Origin of the sequence: Sutterella faecalis (genome assembly GCF_006337085.1) — a bacterium.
In the GTDB taxonomy this organism is placed as follows: domain Bacteria; phylum Pseudomonadota; class Gammaproteobacteria; order Burkholderiales; family Burkholderiaceae_F; genus Sutterella; species Sutterella faecalis.
This window is the reverse complement of record NZ_CP040882.1, coordinates 1,671,452-1,689,556: the sequence shown is the minus strand read 5'-3', so window position 1 is coordinate 1,689,556 and position 18,105 is coordinate 1,671,452. Positions and strand designations below refer to the sequence as shown.

At 57.7% G+C, this 18,105-nt stretch carries 19 protein-coding genes and 3 tRNA genes; 11 read left to right on the top strand and 11 right to left on the bottom strand.

The features are described from left to right. Positions 1 to 72 precede the first annotated feature (72 nt). From FG381_RS06905 to ettA, 4 genes are all read left to right on the top strand, one after another. Positions 73 to 507, top strand: a complete 435-nt coding sequence (locus tag FG381_RS06905) for a universal stress protein (RefSeq protein ID WP_139688134.1) — start codon at positions 73 to 75, stop codon at positions 505 to 507. A 73-nt stretch (positions 508 to 580) separates the two neighbouring features. Continuing rightward, on the top strand, positions 581 to 985 hold the full coding sequence (locus FG381_RS06900; RefSeq protein WP_139688133.1) for a hypothetical protein: 405 nt from the start codon (positions 581 to 583) through the stop codon (positions 983 to 985). Between the two features lie 113 nt (positions 986 to 1,098). Then, positions 1,099 to 1,785: a protein kinase family protein gene (locus tag FG381_RS06895; protein WP_139688132.1), complete on the top strand. Its 687-nt coding sequence runs from the start codon at positions 1,099 to 1,101 to the stop codon at positions 1,783 to 1,785. Positions 1,786 to 1,926: 141 nt separating this feature from the next. Then, positions 1,927 to 3,591 carry an energy-dependent translational throttle protein EttA gene (gene ettA / locus FG381_RS06890; RefSeq protein ID WP_139688131.1) on the top strand — a complete coding sequence of 555 codons (1,665 nt, stop codon included), beginning with the start codon at positions 1,927 to 1,929 and terminating at the stop codon, positions 3,589 to 3,591. 91 nt (positions 3,592 to 3,682) lie between these two features. Here ettA and FG381_RS06885 read toward each other — a convergent pair whose 3' ends face one another. After that, positions 3,683 to 4,387, bottom strand: coding sequence for a UPF0149 family protein (locus tag FG381_RS06885; RefSeq protein ID WP_139688130.1), 705 nt, complete (start codon positions 4,385 to 4,387; stop codon positions 3,683 to 3,685). A 200-nt stretch (positions 4,388 to 4,587) separates the two neighbouring features. Between FG381_RS06885 and FG381_RS06880 the strand changes: the two genes are divergently transcribed. Next, the gene (locus FG381_RS06880; RefSeq protein WP_139688129.1) at positions 4,588 to 5,427 is read left to right on the top strand and encodes an undecaprenyl-diphosphate phosphatase; all 840 of its coding nucleotides are present in this window, start codon (positions 4,588 to 4,590) and stop codon (positions 5,425 to 5,427) included. A 58-nt stretch (positions 5,428 to 5,485) separates the two neighbouring features. On the opposite strand, the gene trmB is transcribed toward FG381_RS06880, so the two are convergent. From trmB to FG381_RS06845, 7 genes are all read right to left on the bottom strand, one after another. Beyond that, a complete protein-coding gene (trmB, locus tag FG381_RS06875; RefSeq protein ID WP_139688128.1) occupies positions 5,486 to 6,205 on the bottom strand; it encodes a tRNA (guanosine(46)-N7)-methyltransferase TrmB in 720 nt (239 codons plus the stop codon). Positions 6,206 to 6,304: 99 nt separating this feature from the next. Continuing rightward, positions 6,305 to 7,045 (bottom strand): Fic family protein, encoded by a 741-nt coding sequence (locus tag FG381_RS06870; protein ID WP_139688127.1) that lies wholly within the window; start codon positions 7,043 to 7,045, stop codon positions 6,305 to 6,307. Positions 7,046 to 7,188: 143 nt separating this feature from the next. Beyond that, positions 7,189 to 7,842: a methionine ABC transporter permease gene (locus FG381_RS06865; protein ID WP_139688126.1), complete on the bottom strand. Its 654-nt coding sequence runs from the start codon at positions 7,840 to 7,842 to the stop codon at positions 7,189 to 7,191. Beyond that, positions 7,835 to 8,878 (bottom strand): methionine ABC transporter ATP-binding protein, encoded by a 1,044-nt coding sequence (locus tag FG381_RS06860; RefSeq protein ID WP_139688125.1) that lies wholly within the window; start codon positions 8,876 to 8,878, stop codon positions 7,835 to 7,837. The genes FG381_RS06865 and FG381_RS06860 overlap by 8 nt, the downstream gene beginning before the upstream one ends. A 200-nt stretch (positions 8,879 to 9,078) precedes the next feature. Next, positions 9,079 to 9,154 (bottom strand) — tRNA-Lys (locus FG381_RS06855). A gap of 46 nt (positions 9,155 to 9,200) precedes the next feature. Continuing rightward, positions 9,201 to 9,276: transfer RNA gene (locus FG381_RS06850), tRNA-Lys, on the bottom strand. A gap of 23 nt (positions 9,277 to 9,299) precedes the next feature. Next, positions 9,300 to 9,375, bottom strand: a tRNA-Lys gene (locus FG381_RS06845). 364 nt (positions 9,376 to 9,739) lie between these two features. Here FG381_RS06845 and recA point away from each other — a divergent pair. The 3 genes from recA to FG381_RS06830 all read left to right on the top strand — a co-directional run bounded on the left by recA (position 9,740) and on the right by FG381_RS06830 (position 12,841). After that, entirely contained in the window at positions 9,740 to 10,885 is a 1,146-nt protein-coding gene (gene recA, locus FG381_RS06840) for a recombinase RecA (protein ID WP_139688124.1), read from the top strand. Between the two features lie 64 nt (positions 10,886 to 10,949). Continuing rightward, positions 10,950 to 11,984, top strand: coding sequence for a recombination regulator RecX (gene recX, locus FG381_RS06835; protein WP_226960332.1), 1,035 nt, complete (start codon positions 10,950 to 10,952; stop codon positions 11,982 to 11,984). Between the two features lie 143 nt (positions 11,985 to 12,127). Beyond that, on the top strand, positions 12,128 to 12,841 hold the full coding sequence (locus FG381_RS06830) for a TerC family protein (RefSeq protein ID WP_374042048.1): 714 nt from the start codon (positions 12,128 to 12,130) through the stop codon (positions 12,839 to 12,841). Positions 12,842 to 12,930: 89 nt separating this feature from the next. Here the strand turns inward: FG381_RS06830 and mnmA are convergent, their stop codons facing one another. Beyond that, entirely contained in the window at positions 12,931 to 14,019 is a 1,089-nt protein-coding gene (gene mnmA / locus FG381_RS06825; RefSeq protein WP_139688121.1) for a tRNA 2-thiouridine(34) synthase MnmA, read from the bottom strand. Positions 14,020 to 14,090: 71 nt separating this feature from the next. Here mnmA and FG381_RS06820 point away from each other — a divergent pair, with 71 nt between their 5' ends. After that, positions 14,091 to 15,203 carry an NAD(P)H-dependent flavin oxidoreductase gene (locus FG381_RS06820; RefSeq protein WP_139688120.1) on the top strand — a complete coding sequence of 371 codons (1,113 nt, stop codon included), beginning with the start codon at positions 14,091 to 14,093 and terminating at the stop codon, positions 15,201 to 15,203. A 64-nt stretch (positions 15,204 to 15,267) separates the two neighbouring features. On the opposite strand, the gene FG381_RS06815 is transcribed toward FG381_RS06820, so the two are convergent. Together FG381_RS06815 and FG381_RS06810 are read right to left on the bottom strand one after the other, a co-directional pair. Continuing rightward, positions 15,268 to 16,002, bottom strand: coding sequence for an LrgB family protein (locus FG381_RS06815; protein ID WP_139688119.1), 735 nt, complete (start codon positions 16,000 to 16,002; stop codon positions 15,268 to 15,270). Positions 16,003 to 16,007: 5 nt separating this feature from the next. Continuing rightward, positions 16,008 to 16,364 (bottom strand): CidA/LrgA family protein, encoded by a 357-nt coding sequence (locus FG381_RS06810; RefSeq protein ID WP_139688118.1) that lies wholly within the window; start codon positions 16,362 to 16,364, stop codon positions 16,008 to 16,010. Between the two features lie 171 nt (positions 16,365 to 16,535). On the opposite strand from FG381_RS06810, the gene FG381_RS06805 reads away from it, so the two are divergent. Together FG381_RS06805 and FG381_RS06800 are read left to right on the top strand one after the other, a co-directional pair. Beyond that, positions 16,536 to 16,787 carry an RNA-binding S4 domain-containing protein gene (locus FG381_RS06805; RefSeq protein ID WP_139688117.1) on the top strand — a complete coding sequence of 84 codons (252 nt, stop codon included), beginning with the start codon at positions 16,536 to 16,538 and terminating at the stop codon, positions 16,785 to 16,787. Positions 16,788 to 16,829: 42 nt separating this feature from the next. Beyond that, positions 16,830 to 18,095 (top strand): M20/M25/M40 family metallo-hydrolase, encoded by a 1,266-nt coding sequence (locus tag FG381_RS06800; protein ID WP_139688116.1) that lies wholly within the window; start codon positions 16,830 to 16,832, stop codon positions 18,093 to 18,095. The last annotated feature ends 10 nt before the right edge of the window (positions 18,096 to 18,105 follow it).

Below are 18,105 nucleotides of genomic sequence, written 5' to 3'. Positions count from 1 at the left end.
TAAAATGTAAGTTATGGCGCAGCGCTCATAAGCATGCGCCGGGAACGCTTTGACTAAAAAGGAAGAATCAGCATGTACAAGCGCATTCTTGTGCCGACGGACGGATCGGAACGTTCTGTGAAGGCGGTTGAGGGCGCGGCCCGCTTTGCCAAACCCCTTGGCGCAACCCTCGTCATCATGACGGTGATCGAGCCCTATTCCTATACGAACCTTGCGGAATATCGCCCTGAGTCGATCGAACAGTACGACGAGCGCGTATCTGCTGAGGCTGAGGAACGTCTCGCTGAGGCCAAGCGCGTGGCGGACGCCGTGGGGGTGGAAAACAAAACCGTGATGGTGAAGAGCTTCTCGCCCTCCGAAGCCATCATCGAGCAGGCCGAAAAGAACGGCTGCGACATCATCTTCATGGCGAGCCACGGGCGCAAGGGCATCGCTGCCGTGCTCCTCGGATCGGAAACGCAGAAGGTGCTTACGCATTCACGCTTCCCGGTCATGGTTTATCGCTAAGATTAAGAATTCCGGTCGTCCGAATTAGGGCGGCCTTCAAAATTTTCGATTCGACTACTTTGTGGGAGCTGCAATGGCTGAAGATACTCAGGCCGGTACGGACGAACTCGACGCTCAGATGGATCCGAAGAGCCTTGTGCGCGAAGAAATCATTTCTGATCGCCGCGTGGGGTCGCTGCGCGTGCTGACGCCGATTCTTGTTGACGGTACGCGCGACGAAAGCCGCGACATCGTCTTCCTGGGCGAAGCTCAGATCATGACCCAGGTGGGGCCGATTCCCATCAATTTTGAAATCCCGGCAAAGACTCTTGCCGAAGCGGTTGCGGGCTATGGCGCCGCTGCTCAGAAGGGACTTCAGGATACGGTTGAGCGTCTTCGCGAAATGCGCCGTGAAGCCGCCAACCAGATTGTGACCCCCGGCATGCCCGGCTTCCAGGCACCTCCGGCTGCCGGCAACGGCGGTCTGGTGATGCCCTGAGCGACAGTGCCGGGTTCAGAGATCCTGGGCAATCAGCATTGATTGCCTTCGAAGCGGAGCGTTCCTGCCTTGATACGGGAACGCTCTTTGCTTCAGGGAGTGCAGCTTCAGGGATGTGCAGGGACAGAGCGCCGCAGGCGAATATCGACGACGTCAGCATTTCAATCTCTCAGATTGAAAAGGCCCCGTCGCGCCTTCTGCGCGAGGGACGCTGCGCGAATGCCCGGGTGACGGAAGTCGAGATTGATGGCAGAAAATGGGTGGTGAAGGATTTTTCCTGCCGCTCATGGTTCGTGAGAAATCTGATTGCCCCCATCCTGATTTCGCACGAAATTGTTTCCATCCGAAGGCTGAAGGGCATCAGCGGAATCGCCCAGCATATCGTGCGCGTGGGGCCGGGCATGCTGGCGATTGAATACATCGAGGGGCGGTCGCTCGATAAAGCTGCGCCCAGGAGCGTTACGCCCGAGTTTCTTGAAAAACTTGAGGCCCTTATCCGCCAGGTGCATGAACGGGGCGTCGTGCATCTCGATCTGAGGGGCGGCGGCAACATCATCATGCGCCCGGACGGCACGCCCGGGCTGATTGACTTTCAGTCCGGTCTCGTGACCACGCATATGCCCCGCGTGATCGTGAAGCAGCTTGAAGCCATGGATATGTCGGGCGCTTACAAGAAGTGGAAGCGCTATCAGCCCGAAGCCATGGGGGAATACCGCGCTGAGGAGCTTGAACGGGTGAATCGGCTTCGCCGCTTCTGGATTCTTCACGGCTACTGCGGCCGCAGAAAGAAGAGAAAGTAAGGGAAAAATCCCTAAATTATCAGAGCGATAAAACTTCGGATACGGTATTATCCGTAGCCGTCTTCCGCGCTTCGCAGCGCCCATCTGAAGGGCGTCAGGAGCCGAAAGAAGCTTTATTTCGCCGAATTCTTGCAGGAACACATGGCACAGTACGTTTTCACGATGAATCGCGTCGGGAAGATCGTTCCCCCGAAGCGTCAGATTCTTAAGGACATTTCTCTTTCCTTCTTCCCCGGCGCCAAGATCGGCGTGCTCGGCCTCAACGGCGCGGGCAAGTCCACGCTCCTCAAGATCATGGCGGGCGTGGATAAGGACCATGAAGGCGAAGCGATTCCGATGCCCGGGATCAAGATGGGCTACCTTCCGCAGGAGCCTAAGCTCGACCCCGAGCAGACCGTTCGTGAAGCGGTAGAGGAAGGCATGGGCGAAGTCATGCAGGCTCAGGCAAAGCTTGATGCCGTCTATGCGGCATATGCCGAACCGGACGCGGATTTCGATGCGCTCGCCGCGGAACAGGCCCGCCTCGAGGCGATTATTGCGGCTGCCGGCACCGACGCCTCGACGCAGATGGAAATCGCCGCTGATGCGCTTCGCCTTCCGCCCTGGGACGCCAAGATCGGCGTGCTTTCGGGCGGCGAAAAGCGCCGCGTGGCGCTCTGCCGTCTTCTCCTTTCGCGTCCCGACATGCTGCTTCTCGACGAACCGACGAACCACCTGGACGCGGAGTCCGTCGAATGGCTTGAGCAGTTCCTGCACCGCTTCCCCGGAACGGTCGTCGCCGTGACGCATGACCGCTACTTCCTTGACAATGCTGCGGAGTGGATTCTTGAACTCGACCGCGGCGAAGGCATCCCCTGGAAGGGCAACTACTCCTCCTGGCTCGACCAGAAGGAGCGCCGTCTTGAGATCGAAAAGCGTCAGGAAGACGCCCGCATGAAGGCTATCAAGCACGAGCTCGAATGGGTTCGCCAGAATCCGAAGGGCCGTCAGGCGAAGTCGAAGGCACGACTTTCGCGCTTTGAAGAGCTCTCCTCGGTCGAATACCAGCAGCGCAACGAAACCAATGAGATTTTCATTCCGGTTGCCGAGCGCCTCGGCAACAACGTGATTGAATTCAGCCACGTCTCGAAGGGGTTCGGCGACAGGCTGCTGATCGACGATCTTTCCTTTGTCATTCCGCCCGGCGCCATCGTCGGCGTCATCGGTCCCAACGGTGCCGGCAAGTCGACGCTCTTCAAGATGATTGAAGGACGCGAAAAGCCGGATTCGGGCGAAATCAAGATCGGACCGACGGTGAAGCTTGCGGCCGTGGATCAGATGCGCGATTCGCTTCCCAACGACAAGACGGCCTTTGAAGCGGTTTCGGGCGGACAGGATATTCTCCAGGTCGGCAAGTTCTCGATGCAGAGCCGTGCCTACCTCGGGCGCTTCAACTTTAAGGGCGCCGATCAGCAGAAGCTCGTCGGAAACCTTTCGGGCGGCGAGCGCGGTCGACTTCACCTCGCAAAGACTCTTCTTGCGGGCGGGAACGTTCTGCTCCTTGACGAACCGTCAAACGACCTTGATGTTGAAACCCTGCGCGCGCTCGAAGAAGCGCTCCTCGAGTTTGCCGGCTGCGCGCTCGTGACGTCGCACGACCGCTGGTTCCTCGACCGTATTGCAACGCATATCCTCGCTTTCGAAGGCGATTCCAAGGTGGTCTTCTTCAACGGCAACTACAACGAGTACGAAGCCGACAAGCGCCGCCGTCTCGGCGAGGAAGGCGCGAAGCCCAAGCGCCTGCGCTTCAAGCCCCTGAAGCATTGATGCTTCTGAGCGCTTAGCGGCATGAAAAAAGCCTGTTTCCCGGAATATGTAGGAAACAGGCTTTTTTTCGGAAGTTTAGTCAGAGCGCTATTCAGGCCTTTTTGCCGCAGCACTGCTTGAATTTCTTTCCGCTTCCGCACGGGCAAGGATCGTTTCTGCCGACGCGGGGAGCCTCGCGGCGGATGGGTTCATTGGGAACATTGAGATCCTTGAGGCGGAAGACGCTCTCAACCATTTGGTAGAGCGCTTCGCCGAGATCCTTTGCCGGCGGGCACAAGTTTTTGGCGGCCTGGTAGACCGCTTCAGCGTCTGCCTCGAGCTCGTCGTCTTCAGCGGCCATGCGGGCGGCAATCGGGATCAGAGCCTTCTGCGTCGCATCCGATTCCGTCACCTCGTCCGGCCACTGCGTTGCGCCCATCATGAAGCCTGCTGCCCAGGGAACGACCGCTTCAATGCCTTCTTCGTTCGTGACTTCCTTGCCTTCGTCATCAACGAGCGGGAAGATTACCGGGTCGAGGCCGCCGCCGGCATTGAGGGCGGCTTTGATTTCGCGCATGCGCATGCGGATGAGTTCAAGGAGGCGTTCGTCGTCGGGCAGCGCTTCCGGGTCCCCCGATGCACTGAAGACGAAGGGAAGCACATCTTCTTCGGAGGGTTTTGCGGGGTTGAGCGCCGTGGCGGTAAGGTAGCCGTCGAGCACGCCTGCGTCCATCGCCTCCTCACTCTTGAGCGCTTCGATGCGGTCCTGCATTTCTTCAATTTCAGCGCTGTCAATGAGCTTGGTGTCTTCAGCCATGAATGTCTCCTTCGGGGATGTATGTTGATGTCGCGGACGCGGACGATTGCGCCTATGACTGGTTCGAGATCATAGCGCAGAGATTCTTCAGAGCTCTTTGGTTTCCGGCTGTTTCGGAGCGGCTTTGTGCGCCGCCCAGGAGGACTCCTCTCGCGGATAATGTCGGACTCTCTTCAATCACAGCTTCAGAGTTTCACCAAGTGGACTGGCTTTATTCTCTCCAGGCAGCCGTGCTCGGCATCGTCGAAGGTCTTACGGAATTCCTGCCGATCAGCTCAACGGGTCACCTCATCATTGCGAGCGACATTGTTGGCTTCGCAGAGACTCCGGGAGCCGACGAATTCGTTGTCGCCATTCAGTCCGGCGCCATTCTCGCGGTTTGCTGGTACTACCGTGCCCGGATTCTTTCGATCCTCAGGGGACTTTTCTCGAATCGAAAGGAGCAGAGGCTCGCGATCAACACGATCGTGGCATTTCTTCCGGCCGCGGTGATCGGGGTGCTTGTGGCGGGCGTCATCAAGGCTTATCTCTTCAACCCCATGACGGTGGCCGTTGCGCTTATCTTGGGCGGCTTCATCATTCTCTGGATCGAAGGGAGACAGGCGAAGCTCGGCACTCAGCCGAGAGTTGCCACGATGGACGACATGACCTGGAAGGATGCGCTTCTCGTGGGATTCATGCAGTGCCTTGCCATGATTCCAGGGACCAGCCGCTCGGGCGCCACCATTATCGGCGGCATGGTTCTGGGGCTTTCCCGTCGTGCGGCAACAGAATTTTCTTTCTTCCTGGCTATTCCGACGATTTTCGGCGCTACGGTCTACGACCTCTGGAAGGCTCGCAACGATCTGGTGCTCGACAACCTTCCCGGGCTTGCGATCGGCACGGCCGTCTCATTCGTGAGCGCGCTCCTAGTGGTTCACTGGCTCCTTCGTTTTGTGGCGGGCCACGATTTCCGCGGGTTCGGGTGGTACCGCATTATTTTCGGCATAGTGATTCTTGCCGCAACCACAATGGGGTGGGTTGAGTGGCGGGCGGTTTAGTCCCTCCGTACAAAAAAGGCGCCTCTGGAAGGCGCCTTTTTTCACCGGGAAAGCGGGATTACTGGCGGATGAAGACGAGATCCCAAATGCCGTGGCCGAGTCTTTCGCCGCGGGCCTGGAACTTCGTCTGCGGCCGTTCGCAGAGGGGATTCGCCATGACGGGGCTGAAGCCTTCATGGAGGTTCCTGAGCTTCGGTTCCGCAGAAAGAACTTCCATCATCTGTTCGGAATAATTTTCCCAGTCGGTGGCGCAGTGGATGTAGCCGCCCGGGGCAATGCGGGAAACAAGCATTCCAATGAAGGGCTGGGCAACGAGGCGGCGCTTATGGTGGCGCGCCTTGCGCCACGGATCGGGAAAGTAGATGTGCACGCCCGCGAGGAAGTTTTCCGGGATCATGTCGCGCACGACCTCAACGGCATCGTGACGCACGATGCGCACATTGGTGAGCGCCATTTCATCAAGGCGCTTTGCGAGTGCGCCCACGCCGGCGGCGAAGACTTCGCAGCCGAGAAAGTTGATTTCCGGGTGCGCCGCCGCAATCGCACAGGTGGTTTCGCCCATGCCGCAGCCGATCTCGAGCACAACAGGGGCTTCACGGCCGAAAGCGGCATTGAAGTCGAGGAGCTTCGGCTCATAGTCGACCGCATAGCGCGGAAGCGCTTCCTCGAGAGCGCGTTTCTGCGCATTCGAGATGTGTCCTTTGCGCATGACGAAGCTGCGGATGTGGCGCTGCTTGAGTTCCTCGAGTTCTTCGGGCGTAAGTTCCTTCTTTTCCATGGTCTTTCTGCGGACAGTTGGGCGAAAATTGAGCTCGCGATTATCCCGCGCCTGAGGCAAAAGCGTCAACGCCCGGGCCTGGGTTCTCAGAGAAAGCGGCTATTCGTACATTTGCCCGGCGAGAGAACCGAGAAATTCCATCATATCGTCAGCGTCGCCGGTTTCATAAAAGACGGCAAGTTTTGCATAAAAAACTTCACTATCTTTTTTGAGGACCGTCACAGGATAGTATCCATTCGAAAGGAGAATCCCGTTCATCATGAGGACCGAAGTGCGTTTGTTGGCGTCAAAGAAGAACTGAGAGCGGGACATGAAGAGAAACGCCGCAAAAGCGCGTTCAATGGGATTAACTATCTGATTGCGAAGAAAACTGAAGCCCTTTTCTGCAATTGACGGCAAAAGACTTGCGTTCGGCGGGATATATGCCGTTCCTTGAATGGAAACTTTTGAATATCGCAGGACTCCCCAGTCAAGAGCCTCTTCCTTGCCGACATATTGGTGAAGCGCGCAGGCAGTTTCAATATCCAGATTAAATGTGCCGCTGCGAACCATTTCGATCAGTTTTTTTGCGCCATCGGCGAAGTTTTTGACCTGCATGAGATCATCAATACTGATGCCGCCAACGGATTGACCAGCAAGGATTGTGGATGTCTGTGGAAGTGTTGCCGGATTCTGCTCTAGCGTTGAGAGACTATTCCAGGTGATTGCCGCGAGGTTGGAGTGAAAAATTCTGGTGGCTTTAATCGGATCTCCGATACAGGGTAGTGCAGGCGTTTTAAGCGTTTGCCAGAACATGCCATTGAGCTCGTTCCGCTTTGCAGTATCCGACAAGTCTGCCATGACAACAGTCTCTCTGAAGAGTTTGAAAATTGAGGGAAGTGTATCGAAGACGAAATGTCGCGGCAAAAGAAAACCGCCAATGGTTCCGGCAGCTTGTACCGGGACCCAGTGGCGGCTTCAATGAAGCATCGTGATCTTCAGGCTTACTTGTGGGAGAGCCTGCGCACGAGGTAGTCGCCGAGCGACTGAAGGCCCTGAACCAGAATGATGAGGACGAAGACGACGGGCCACATCACTTCAGGCATGAAGCGCTGGTAGCCGTAGCGGATGCCGAGGTCGCCGAGGCCGCCGCCGCCCACGACGCCCGCCATGGCGGAGAAGCCGATCAGACTCACGGTAGCGATGGTGAGGCCGGCGAGAATGCCGGGGAGCGCTTCAGGGAGGAGCACCTTGCAGACGATCTGCGCATGGGAAGCACCCATGGCCTGAGCTGCTTCAACAAGCCCCTTGTCGACTTCACGAAGACTCGTTTCCACAATACGGGCAATGAAGGGCGCAACCGCAATCGTGAGCGGAACAATGGCTGCCGCCGTACCGATGGAGGAACCTACCACGAGGCGAGTAAACGGAATGATCGCGACGAGGAGGATGATGAACGGAATCGAGCGCAGCGCATTGATGACGATGGCGAGGCAGAAGTGGAACTTCGGCATCGGCATGAAGGACTTCTTGTCCGTAACAAAGAGCAGAATGCCGAGCGGGATGCCGAGTGCAGAGCCGATGCCTCCCGAGACGAGCACCATGATGATGGTCTCGAGGAAGGAGGACGAGATCATGCTGACGAGCGTATTAGACATTCTGGATCTCCTCGACGAGAACGCCGCGGTCGCGGATGAATTCCACGGCTTTTCGATAGGTTTCACCCGGGGCTACGACAAGAAGCGTGAGCGTGCCGAGCGTACGGCCCTGAAGGTCGTCGACCGTACCCCTCAGGATGTTGAAGTTGATGCCGAATTCACGCGAAGCAAGCGAAATGACGGGTTCCGTCACCTCGCCGCCGATGAAGGAAAGATGGAGCAGGTGCACATTGTCGCGGCCATTGAGGGCGCGCGAGGCATTCACCGTATCGACGATGGACTGAGGCAGATCGCGGGCCATTACCTGGCCGATGAGCGCGCGCGTGGTTTCGGACTGCGGACGCGCAAAGATGTCGATCACGTCGCCTTCCTCAACAATTTCGCCCTTATTCATGACGACTACGCGGCCGCAGATCTGCTTCACGACGTTCATTTCATGCGTGATCATGACGATCGTGACGCCGAGTTCCTGATTAATGCGCTTCAGGAGCTCCAGGGTGGCGACGGTGGTTTCGGGGTCGAGCGCAGAGGTTGCTTCGTCCGACAGAAGCACTTTCGGGTCGTTTGCGAGTGCGCGGGCGATGCCGACGCGCTGCTTCTGGCCGCCTGAAAGCTGGGACGGATATTTATTGGCGTGCTCGTCAAGACCCACAAGGTGGATGAGCGGCGTGATCTTCTCGCGGATCTGGTCCTTCGGCGTGCCGGTGAGTTCAAGCGGCAGCGCGATGTTGTCGTAGACCGTGCGCGAGGAGAGAAGATTGAAGTGCTGGAAGATCATGCCGATGGAGCGGCGGACCTTGCGCAGATTGTCGTCGGAAAGCTTCGTGAGATCCTGGCCGTCGACGATGACGCTGCCGCTCGTCGGGCGGTTGAGCAGGTTGATGCAGCGTACCAGCGTGCTCTTGCCAGCCCCCGAGCGACCGATGATGCCGAAGATTTCTCCGGAGCGGATGTGTATGGAGACATCCTTGAGCGCATCAAACGCCGTTCCGTCAGGACTGACGTAAGTCTGCGTAATGTGTTCGAGCTTGATCATGGGATGAGGTCAAAAGAGGGTTGCGGCGGAAGCCTTTAGGCAAGGTACTTCCGGAAAAACGTATTTGATGCAGTCTACAGGCTGCGACGGCGGCGCTTAGGGCAGCTCTTCGCAGAATTCAGCGGAATGCTGAGGTATTACCTGACGGCGCCGGAGGTAGAAAAACAAAAAGCCCGCCATTTTGGCGGGCTTTTTGAAATTGGTGGGAACGCAGGGATTCGAACCCTGGACCGACGGATTAAGAGTCCGCTGCTCTACCAACTGAGCTACGTTCCCGAAGATGATGCAGATTATAACTTTCCGCACCAGCTTCATTGAAACCTGGTGGGAACGCAGGGATTCGAACCCTGGACCGACGGATTAAGAGTCCGCTGCTCTACCAACTGAGCTACGTTCCCAACTAACGAATGCTTACTGTGTTTGGTGGGTCGTGCGGGATTCGAACCCACGACCAACGGATTAAAAGTCCGCTGCTCTACCAGCTGAGCTAACGACCCAAGTGACGGTCATCAGCCGCACAGGAGCTTTCGTTTGAGGAAGCGAATTTTGCCCCAATCAATTTCACTTGTCAAGGGCGTCAAAAAAGAAACGGGAGACGACGAGATGCTCGCAAGCGTCTATTTGTGTCGAATGTTAGGGTAACCACTAACAAAAGAGACCATTGCGCATCCGACTGAAGTAATGCTATTGTTCGTTTGTCACAGGATGACTGTGAATTGATTTTACCCAACTATCAATAAAGTAGAAGATCATTTTTGTGCAAAATATTCAAAAAATGATCTTTTGATCCTCGTTCGAAAAATTATTGAGAATTTTTCATTTGAACGGGTGAAACGAATCTCTTTTGTAAGGACGAACATCATGGCTACAAAGAACGGCGCACGCTCCCAGCCCGTGGAACGCAAGGAAGGCGACGAGCGCAAGAAGGCGCTGTCCATCGCGCTTGCCAGCATCGAAAAGCAGTTCGGCAAGGGCGCCATCATGCGCATGTCCGACAATCTCGAACCGCAGAACATTGAAGTCTGCTCGACCGGGTCGCTGTCGCTCGACCTCGCGCTCGGCGTGGGCGGGCTTCCGAAGGGGCGCATTATTGAGATCTTCGGGCCGGAATCCTCAGGCAAGACGACGCTCTCGCTTCAGGTGATTGCAGAAATGCAGAAGACGGGCGGCACCTGCGCCTTCATTGATGCCGAGCATGCGCTCGACATCCAGTATGCGCAGCGTCTCGGCGTTAAGGTCCCCGATCTCCTGCTTTCGCAGCCGGATACGGGCGAACAGGCGCTCGAAATCGTTGATGCGCTTGTGCGTTCGGGGTCAGTTGATCTGATCGTCGTTGACTCGGTGGCCGCGCTTACGCCCAAGAATGAAATCGAAGGCGTGATGGGCGATTCGCTGCCTGGTCTTCAGGCGCGTCTGATGTCCCAGGCGCTTCGCAAGCTCACCACCAATATTTCCCGCACGAAGTGCATTGTCATCTTCATCAACCAGATCCGCATGAAGATCGGCGGCTACGGCAATCCGGAGACCACCGCGGGCGGTAATGCACTCAAGTTCTACAGCTCCGTGCGTCTTGACATCCGCCGTGTGGGTGCGATCAAGAAGGGCGATGAAGTGATCGGCAACGAAACGAAAGTGAAGGTTGTCAAGAATAAAGTTGCGCCTCCCTTCAAGCAGGTGAAGTTCGACATCCTCTACGGTCAGGGCATTTCACGTCTCGGCGAAATTATCGACATCGGTACGGAACTCAATGTGCTCGAGAAGTCGGGCGCCTGGTACTCCTACAACGGGAATCGTCTCGGTCAGGGTAAGGAAAAGGTGCGTGATCTTCTGAAGGAAAACGTCGAGCTGCAGCAGGAGATTGAGAAAAAGATCCGCGAGCTTAAGGGTGCGCATGTTTCCAGCATCACTGCGGTGGATGATGAGGATATGGAGGCGCTCGACATGCCGACGGCCGATGCGGATGTGGACGATGTCCCGCCCGCCCGCGAAGTGGATGACGATCTCTAATCCTTAGATCAACCAAACATTCAGGAGGCCTCCGCCTAAGCAAAGCGGAGGCTTCTTCGTGCCGATGGAAGTTATTTTTAAGGATGATGATCTGGAGCCGGTTCCGGAAACGGCAAAATCGAAGCCAGAGAAACCGTTGAAGCCCGGCGCATCTTCTGCAGCCCCGGCAAAAGCCGCAGTCAGGATTTCCGAGCATCCGCGCGAGGAGTCGCTTTTCGGTGATCTTGAGGATGCACTGGGACTCGAGCCGGTGTTTGCTCCGGCCCCCGGTCCTTTCGGCGCGCCGCCCGCAAAGTTGCCGGATTGGATAAAGGCATCTGCGGAGGCTCCTCCTGCCCTCCCTGAAAGCGTGCCGGCATTTGAGCCCGATGACTTGAGCGATGAGGCTCAGGTACCGAGAGCGGGAAAGCCTGCCCGGCGGAAAAAAGCCGAAAGGAAAAGCATCAGGAGTGCTGCAGAAGCTCCGGAAGCGGGCTCGGCAGGACCTCATATCATTACGTCCCCTGAAGATGTCGCCGCTTTCGATGTGCTTCGTGAAGACGGCACCGTGGTCGAGGTGGATCGCGATACCTGTACGGATCCGGAGGTATTTGAAGCCGAGCGCAGAAGGCGCAGCGGCGGCAGAAAGCCCAAGCCCGTCAGGAACATCCTCACGCGCGCGGTGGATGCGCTTTCAAGGCGTGAATATTCCCGGCGCGAGCTCGGCAGAAAGCTCCTTCAGGGGCTCCTCGAGGGGGAGACCCGCGAGGAAATTTCAGCGGCGCTCGACAAGCTCGAAAGCATGGGGCTTCTTTCGGACGAACGCTATGCGGAAGCCAAGATCCGTTCGTGCGCCGGACGCATGGGCGACATGCGCCTGAAGCGCGAGCTGCGCATGAGCGGAGTTTCCGACGAAGCGATTGAAGAAGCCATGGCGTCGCTCGAAGAGCCCGAAGAGGTAAGGGCGCTGCGGATATGGGGCCGTCGCTGGAGCGAGCTTCCAAAGGACTGGAAGGAGCGTGAAAAGATGGTCCGATACCTGGCAACCCGGGGATTCAGCATGTCTGCGATACAAAAAGTGCTTCGCGGGGAGGTGGAGCTGCCCGAAGATCAGATGTAACGGGCAGGCCAAATTACAGCGTGTGTAAACCTCTGCGTTTAAAATCTCAAGTCCAAAAAAAATCCTAATAAAGGGGAGACACTGTGGAATATTTGTGGGATCTGTTGGTGAATCTGCATTGGGGGGCAGTCGGACAGATCATCATGATCGACATCCTCCTTGGCGGCGACAATGCTGTCGTCATTGCCATGGCTTGCCGCAATCTGCCGCATGAGCAGCGTGCGAAAGGCATTTTCTGGGGTACCGCGGGCGCGATCGGTCTGCGCGTGGTGCTGATTACCTTTGCAGTGATGCTTCTCGACCTGCCCTTCCTCAAGGTCGTGGGCGCGCTCCTTCTGCTTTGGATCGGCGTCAAACTCCTGATTCCGGAATACGATTCACACGAAAAAATTGAAGGCAGCTCCAAGCTTCTCGGTGCCATCAAGACCATCATCGTTGCCGACTTCGTCATGTCGTTCGACAATGTGATTGCCATCGCGGGCGCGGCCCAGCAGGCGCATGAAGCGCATCAGACGCTGCTCGTCATCTTTGGCCTTATCGTTTCCGTGCCCTTCATCGTTTTCGGCAGCCAGGTCGTGCTGAAGCTCCTCGACCGCTTCCCGATCATCATTTACTTCGGCGGCGGTCTGCTTGGCTGGATCGCGGGCGGCATGATCGTTTCAGACGGTTATGTGGCGACGCACTGGCCGGAATTCAGCTTCATGGCGCACTATCCCTTCTGCATCGGCGGTGCGGCGGTAGTCGTCATCATCGGCCACCTGATTGCCCGCAAGAAGCGTGCGGAACATGAAGCTCAGCTTGAACTGCGCCAAGTTTCGCCCAAGGCGGAAAATGCCGGGGAAGCGAAGAGCGAGTAATCTTCTCTGAAGATCAATAAAGAAACGGCGGGAACTTTCCTTAGAGTTCTCCGCCGTTTTTCTTGTTTGCGTTCGAGGCTTTTCGAGGCTCAGCGCTCGACTACGTCGATGAAGCCGCCTCCGAGACAAACGTCTCCCTGGTAGAGAACCGCACTCTGTCCGGGAGTGGCGGCCCACTGAGGCTCGTCAAAAAGCAGTTCGAAGGAATCCGGCGTGATGGAGCCGATTCTGCAGGGGCCGTCCTTCTGGCGATAGCGGGTCTTCACGGTCACGGGAAGCGACGGATCGGGAGCGACGCCTGAAATCCAGCTCGGATGTACGGCAGTGAGCTCATGCGAGAGAAGCCAGGGATGATCGTGGCCCTGGCAGATCCAGAGCGTATTGGTCTTGAGATCCTTGGCGGCAACGAACCAGGGTTCGCCCGTTGAATCCTGCTGGCCGCCCACGCCGATTCCCTTTCTTTGGCCGAGCGTATAGAAGGAGAGGCCGATGTGTTCGCCCACGATCTTTCCGTCAGGCGTTTTGATGGGGCCGGGCTTCGTCGGGAGGTAGCGATTGAGAAACTCCCGGAAGGGACGTTCGCCGATGAAGCAGATTCCGGTTGAGTCCTTCTTTTTCGCATTGGGAAGGCCAATCTCGTCAGCAATCCTGCGCACTTCCGTCTTCAGCATGCCGCCCACGGGAAAAAGCACCCGGCGGATCTGTTCCTGGGAGAGCCGGTGGAGGAAGTAGCTCTGGTCCTTGCCCGGATCGACGCCCCGCAGAAGTTCCGTCATGCCGTTGTCGCGTCTGACGCGCGCATAGTGGCCGGTGGCAATCCAGTCTGCGCCCATGCGCATGGCGTGATCGAGAAAGGCCCGGAACTTGATCTCAGAATTGCAGAGAATGTCCGGATTGGGCGTGCGGCCGGCAGAGTATTCGCGAAGGAAGTCGGAAAAGACGCGTTCCTTATATTCGCGCGCGAAATTGACTGCCTCGATGTCGATGCCGATCACGTCGGCGACAGCCGTCGCATCAATGAAGTCCTGGCGCGAGGAGCAGTACTCGCTGTCGTCATCATCCTCCCAGTTTTTCATGAAGAGACCGATGACTTCATAGCCTTGTTCCTTGAGGAGCCAGGCGCTTACAGACGAATCCACGCCTCCGGAGAGGCCGACGACGACTTTTTCTTTAGACATGGGAAAGAGCACCCTAGAATGCGGGGGCCGGTAAAAAAGTTTCAACCGGCGCTGATTTTAGCGAGGGAGCAATGACGAGTACGTCGGAATCGATCGGCATTCTTGAAGAGGCGCAGCGGCGGGAAAAGGAGTTTGCTGCTCGTCTCGGCATTGAGCGCGCAGTGCTTTCTGCGCCGATGACGGGAACGGCCGGGGCGAAACTGGTTGCGGCAGTGAGCGCTGCCGGGGGGCTTGGCGTGCTTCCGACGGGCGGCATGACGGCGGAAGATATCCGGAAGTCGGCAGAGGAAATTCGGAGCCTTACGGATAAGCCCTTTGCCATTCAGATTCGAATTCCCCCGAAAGTCACGCATCGTCAAGAGGATCTTCATGAGCTCGCCGAAGGCCTTTCGGAAGTACTGAAGGATCTGGAGCTTCCTGATCCGCTCTCGCCCGAGGGTGAAGCGTTCTACGATTTTGCTTCAGCGCGCGAGCGTGAATCCTTTGATGAGCGTTTTGCAACCATTCTTGCAGCAAAGCCTTCGGCTGTTATTTCGACTTCCGGGGGCTTCCGCGAGCCCGAGGCGGAAGCGCTCTTCGATGCCCGGATCATGAATATCGGCACGGCGACAACGCTTCGCGAAGCCAAGGTGCTGCGAGCGGCCAGGGTGGATGCAATTATTTGCCAGGGGTCTGAAGCGGCCGGACCGAGGTCTAATTTTGAGGATCCCGACGACGTGCTCACGGGCCTGATGAGTCTCGTTCCGGCGGCGGCGCGCGCTACGCGACTTCCGGTGATCGCTGCGGGCGGCATCTCAGAAGGAACTCAGGCGCTGGGTGCGCTTCTCGCCGGGGCAAGCGGCGTAATGGCTGGTACGGCCTTTCTTTCAGCGTGCGAGTCGCTCGCGAGCCCCTATGTGAGAAATGTCCTCATCTGGGCAACTGCGGCGCACCTCACGATGACAAGACTCTATACGGGACGGCTTGTGCGGGCGCTTCGTTCGCCGCTTCTTGACGCGCTTCAGGATTATGAGCCGAGGCTCCCGGCCTGGCCTTCCCCCGAGGCACTGATGAGGCCGCTCACGGAAGCCGCTCGCCGGCAGGGCCGCGAGGAGCTCGAGGCGGTTTATCTCGGGCAGTCTGCTGGCAGAAGCAACTGGCGTACTGCCCGGGAGGCAGTTGAAGCGCTCTCCAAATACTTCTAAGCGCAAAAAAAGCCGCTGCGGTTCAGGATCGAACGCAGCGGCTTTCTGAGAGATGTTCAGCCGCTTAACGACCGAGCAAATGCATGATCGGGAAGGCGAGAAGCGGAGCCAGGAAGGCGGAAATAATGCCGGAAACGCCCATTGCAAGGCCGGCGAAGGCGCCTGCCTTCTGACCAATCAGGAATGCAGCGCCCGTGCCCATGCCGTGCGCAGAGAGGCCGAGTGCGCAGCCGCAGACCGGTTCGGAGCGGATCCTGAGGAGCTTGAAGAGCGGACGGCCGATGATCGAGCCCGTCATGCCGGTAAGCACGACGAGTGCAGCTGTCAGATCCGGCAGACCGCCGATGCTTTCCGAAATGCCCATGGCGATCGGCGTCGTGACCGATTTCGGCACGAGAGACATCAGCGTTGCCGACGATACGCCGAGGGCGCTCCCGATGAGGATCACGGAAACGATGGCGGCCGTGCAGCCGGCAAGAAGCCCGAGCGAGAGCGGGAGCCAGAGGCGGGCAAGCTTGGAGCGCTGTTCATAAATCGGCACAGCCAATACGACTGTTGCCGGGCCGAGCAGAAAGTGAATGAATCCCGCTCCCGCGAAATAGGTGTCGTACGAAATGCCTGTAACGACAAGAAGCGTGATGAGGATGGCAACCGAAATAATGATCGGGCTCGCGAAGGGATTGAATTTCGCTGCGCGGAATACGACCTGACCAAAGACGTAGAGCGCAAGCGTCAGGCAGAGCCAGAATGCCGGATTTGTTTCCAAATGGGCAAAAGCATTGAGGAAGATGTCTTCCATTTCAGTTAATCCTCATCCTTGATCTTCATCCACTTTTCGACGGCGATGATGACGTAGGCCGTCACGAGCATGGCGATGATGGTCGAAAGAACGAGCGTCACCATGATGCCGACGCCTTCATCGAGAAAGCGCTGGCCGTGGCGCATGATGCCGACGCCTGCCGGCACGAAAAGCAGCGAGAGGTTTGCGAGCAGCACGCCCGCGGTCGGGCGCACAATCCCGATCAGGTTGTCCTTGACAAGGAAGGAAAGCAGCATGAGCACCATGCCGATAACCGGCCCCGGAACAGGGATGCCCGTGAGGCGGCTGATGAGTTCGCCGACGACCTGGTACCCGAGAACGATCGCAATGGAGGAAAGCATGAAAATGAATCCCGCAGGGCTCTTCGAGGGTTTGTCCCATTAAGGTAAATTCGGGTCCTGCATTCTTGGATAATTAAGAGATGGCATTCTGTCACGGTTTCAAGAAACTGCTGTCTTAGCTTCCTTGACGTGAGATAAGAGGATGCGATTATTTCGGTAAAAGAAAGGTTTATGACACAGGAAAAAGATGCAGCGTTTGTGCTGCGCGGTGAGTACATCACCCTTGATGCACTTCTGAAGGCGGCGGGAATTGCCTCTACCGGAGGCGAAGCCAAGGTGCTTATTCAGGAGGGCAAGGTCCGTGTGGATGGTGAGCCTGAAAGCCGCCGCGGGAGGAAGCTCCGCGGCGGCGAATGCGTGGAGGCTCTTGGAAAGCGCATCCGCGTTGAGGCTACGGAAACCCATAACCCGAAGGAAGCCTGATCATCAGGCATCCTTCGCAAATAGTCATAAGAGGAGATTTCAATGACTCAGAATATTCCGCCCCTTTCGGAAGAGGTGTTCGCTCAGGTGAAGAAGCTTGCCGCGATGCCGGCGGTGAAGGCTGCCATGGAGCAGGCTGCCCGCGAGGTTGACCGCGCCATGGAGGAGCAGATTGAGCTTTGCGAGATCGAAGCGCCGACATTCCACGAGGAAACCCGTGCGAAGCGCGTGGCTGAACTCATGCGCGCCTATGACCTCACGGATGTTGTGACCGACCCGATCGGCAACGTCGTCGGACGTCGTCCCGGCAAGGGCAACGGTCCGGTGCTTGCACTCGGCGCTCATATGGACACCGTCTTCCCGGCCGGCACGGATGTCAAGGTTCGCCGCGAGGGCAACATTTATCGTGCCCCCGGCATTGGCGACAACTGCTCGGGCCTTCGTGCGCTCCTGCAGATTCTGCGCATGTTCAATGACCAGAAAATCGAGACCGAAGGCGACATCCTCTTCGTCGGTACGGTGGGCGAGGAAGGCAACGGCGACATCCGCGGCTCCAAGGCTCTCTTTGACGGCACGCGTCACATCGACGGCTTCGTCGCCATCGACTCAACCGATGTGGGCCGCATCCTCCACGGCGCTACCGGTTCGCATCGCTGGCGTCTTTCCGTCGACGGCAAGGGCGGCCACTCCTATGCGGAATTCGGACGCTGCCCGTCGGCGATTCATGCAATCTGCCGCGCAGGCGCCAAGGTCGGGTGCTTCAGGGTGCCGGCTGATCCGAAGACTACCTACACCATCGGCACGATCAAGGGCGGCACGACGGTCAACACAATCGCTGCGCACTGCGAGGTTGAGGTCGACATGCGCTCGGTCAGCAACGAGGAGCTCCTGAAGCTTGAAGAACGCGTCCTCAAGGCGTTTGAGGAAGCCGTCCAGGAAGAAAACGACTTCTGGGGCATCACGGATGAAAGCCTGAAGCTTAAGCTCACGAAGACCCAGATCGGCAACCGTCCTGCCGGCATGCGTCCGGACGACTGCCCGGTGCTTCAGACGGCGCGGTCCGCACAGAAGGTGCTCGGCATTGAACTCACCAAGTACATGTGCGCTTCGACCGATGCGAATGCGCCGATGAGTCTCGGCATTCCTGCGACCTGCCTCTGCTCGGGCGGCCGCGGCATGAATGCGCACTCGGTGACGGAATATTTCGAGATGGTCGACACGCAGCTCGGTCCTCAGCTGGTTTTCCTCACGGCCGCCGCCCTCGTTGGCGCCTGCGGCGAGAAGCCGGTGCTTCCCGTGCGCAAGTGATTTTGCCGCT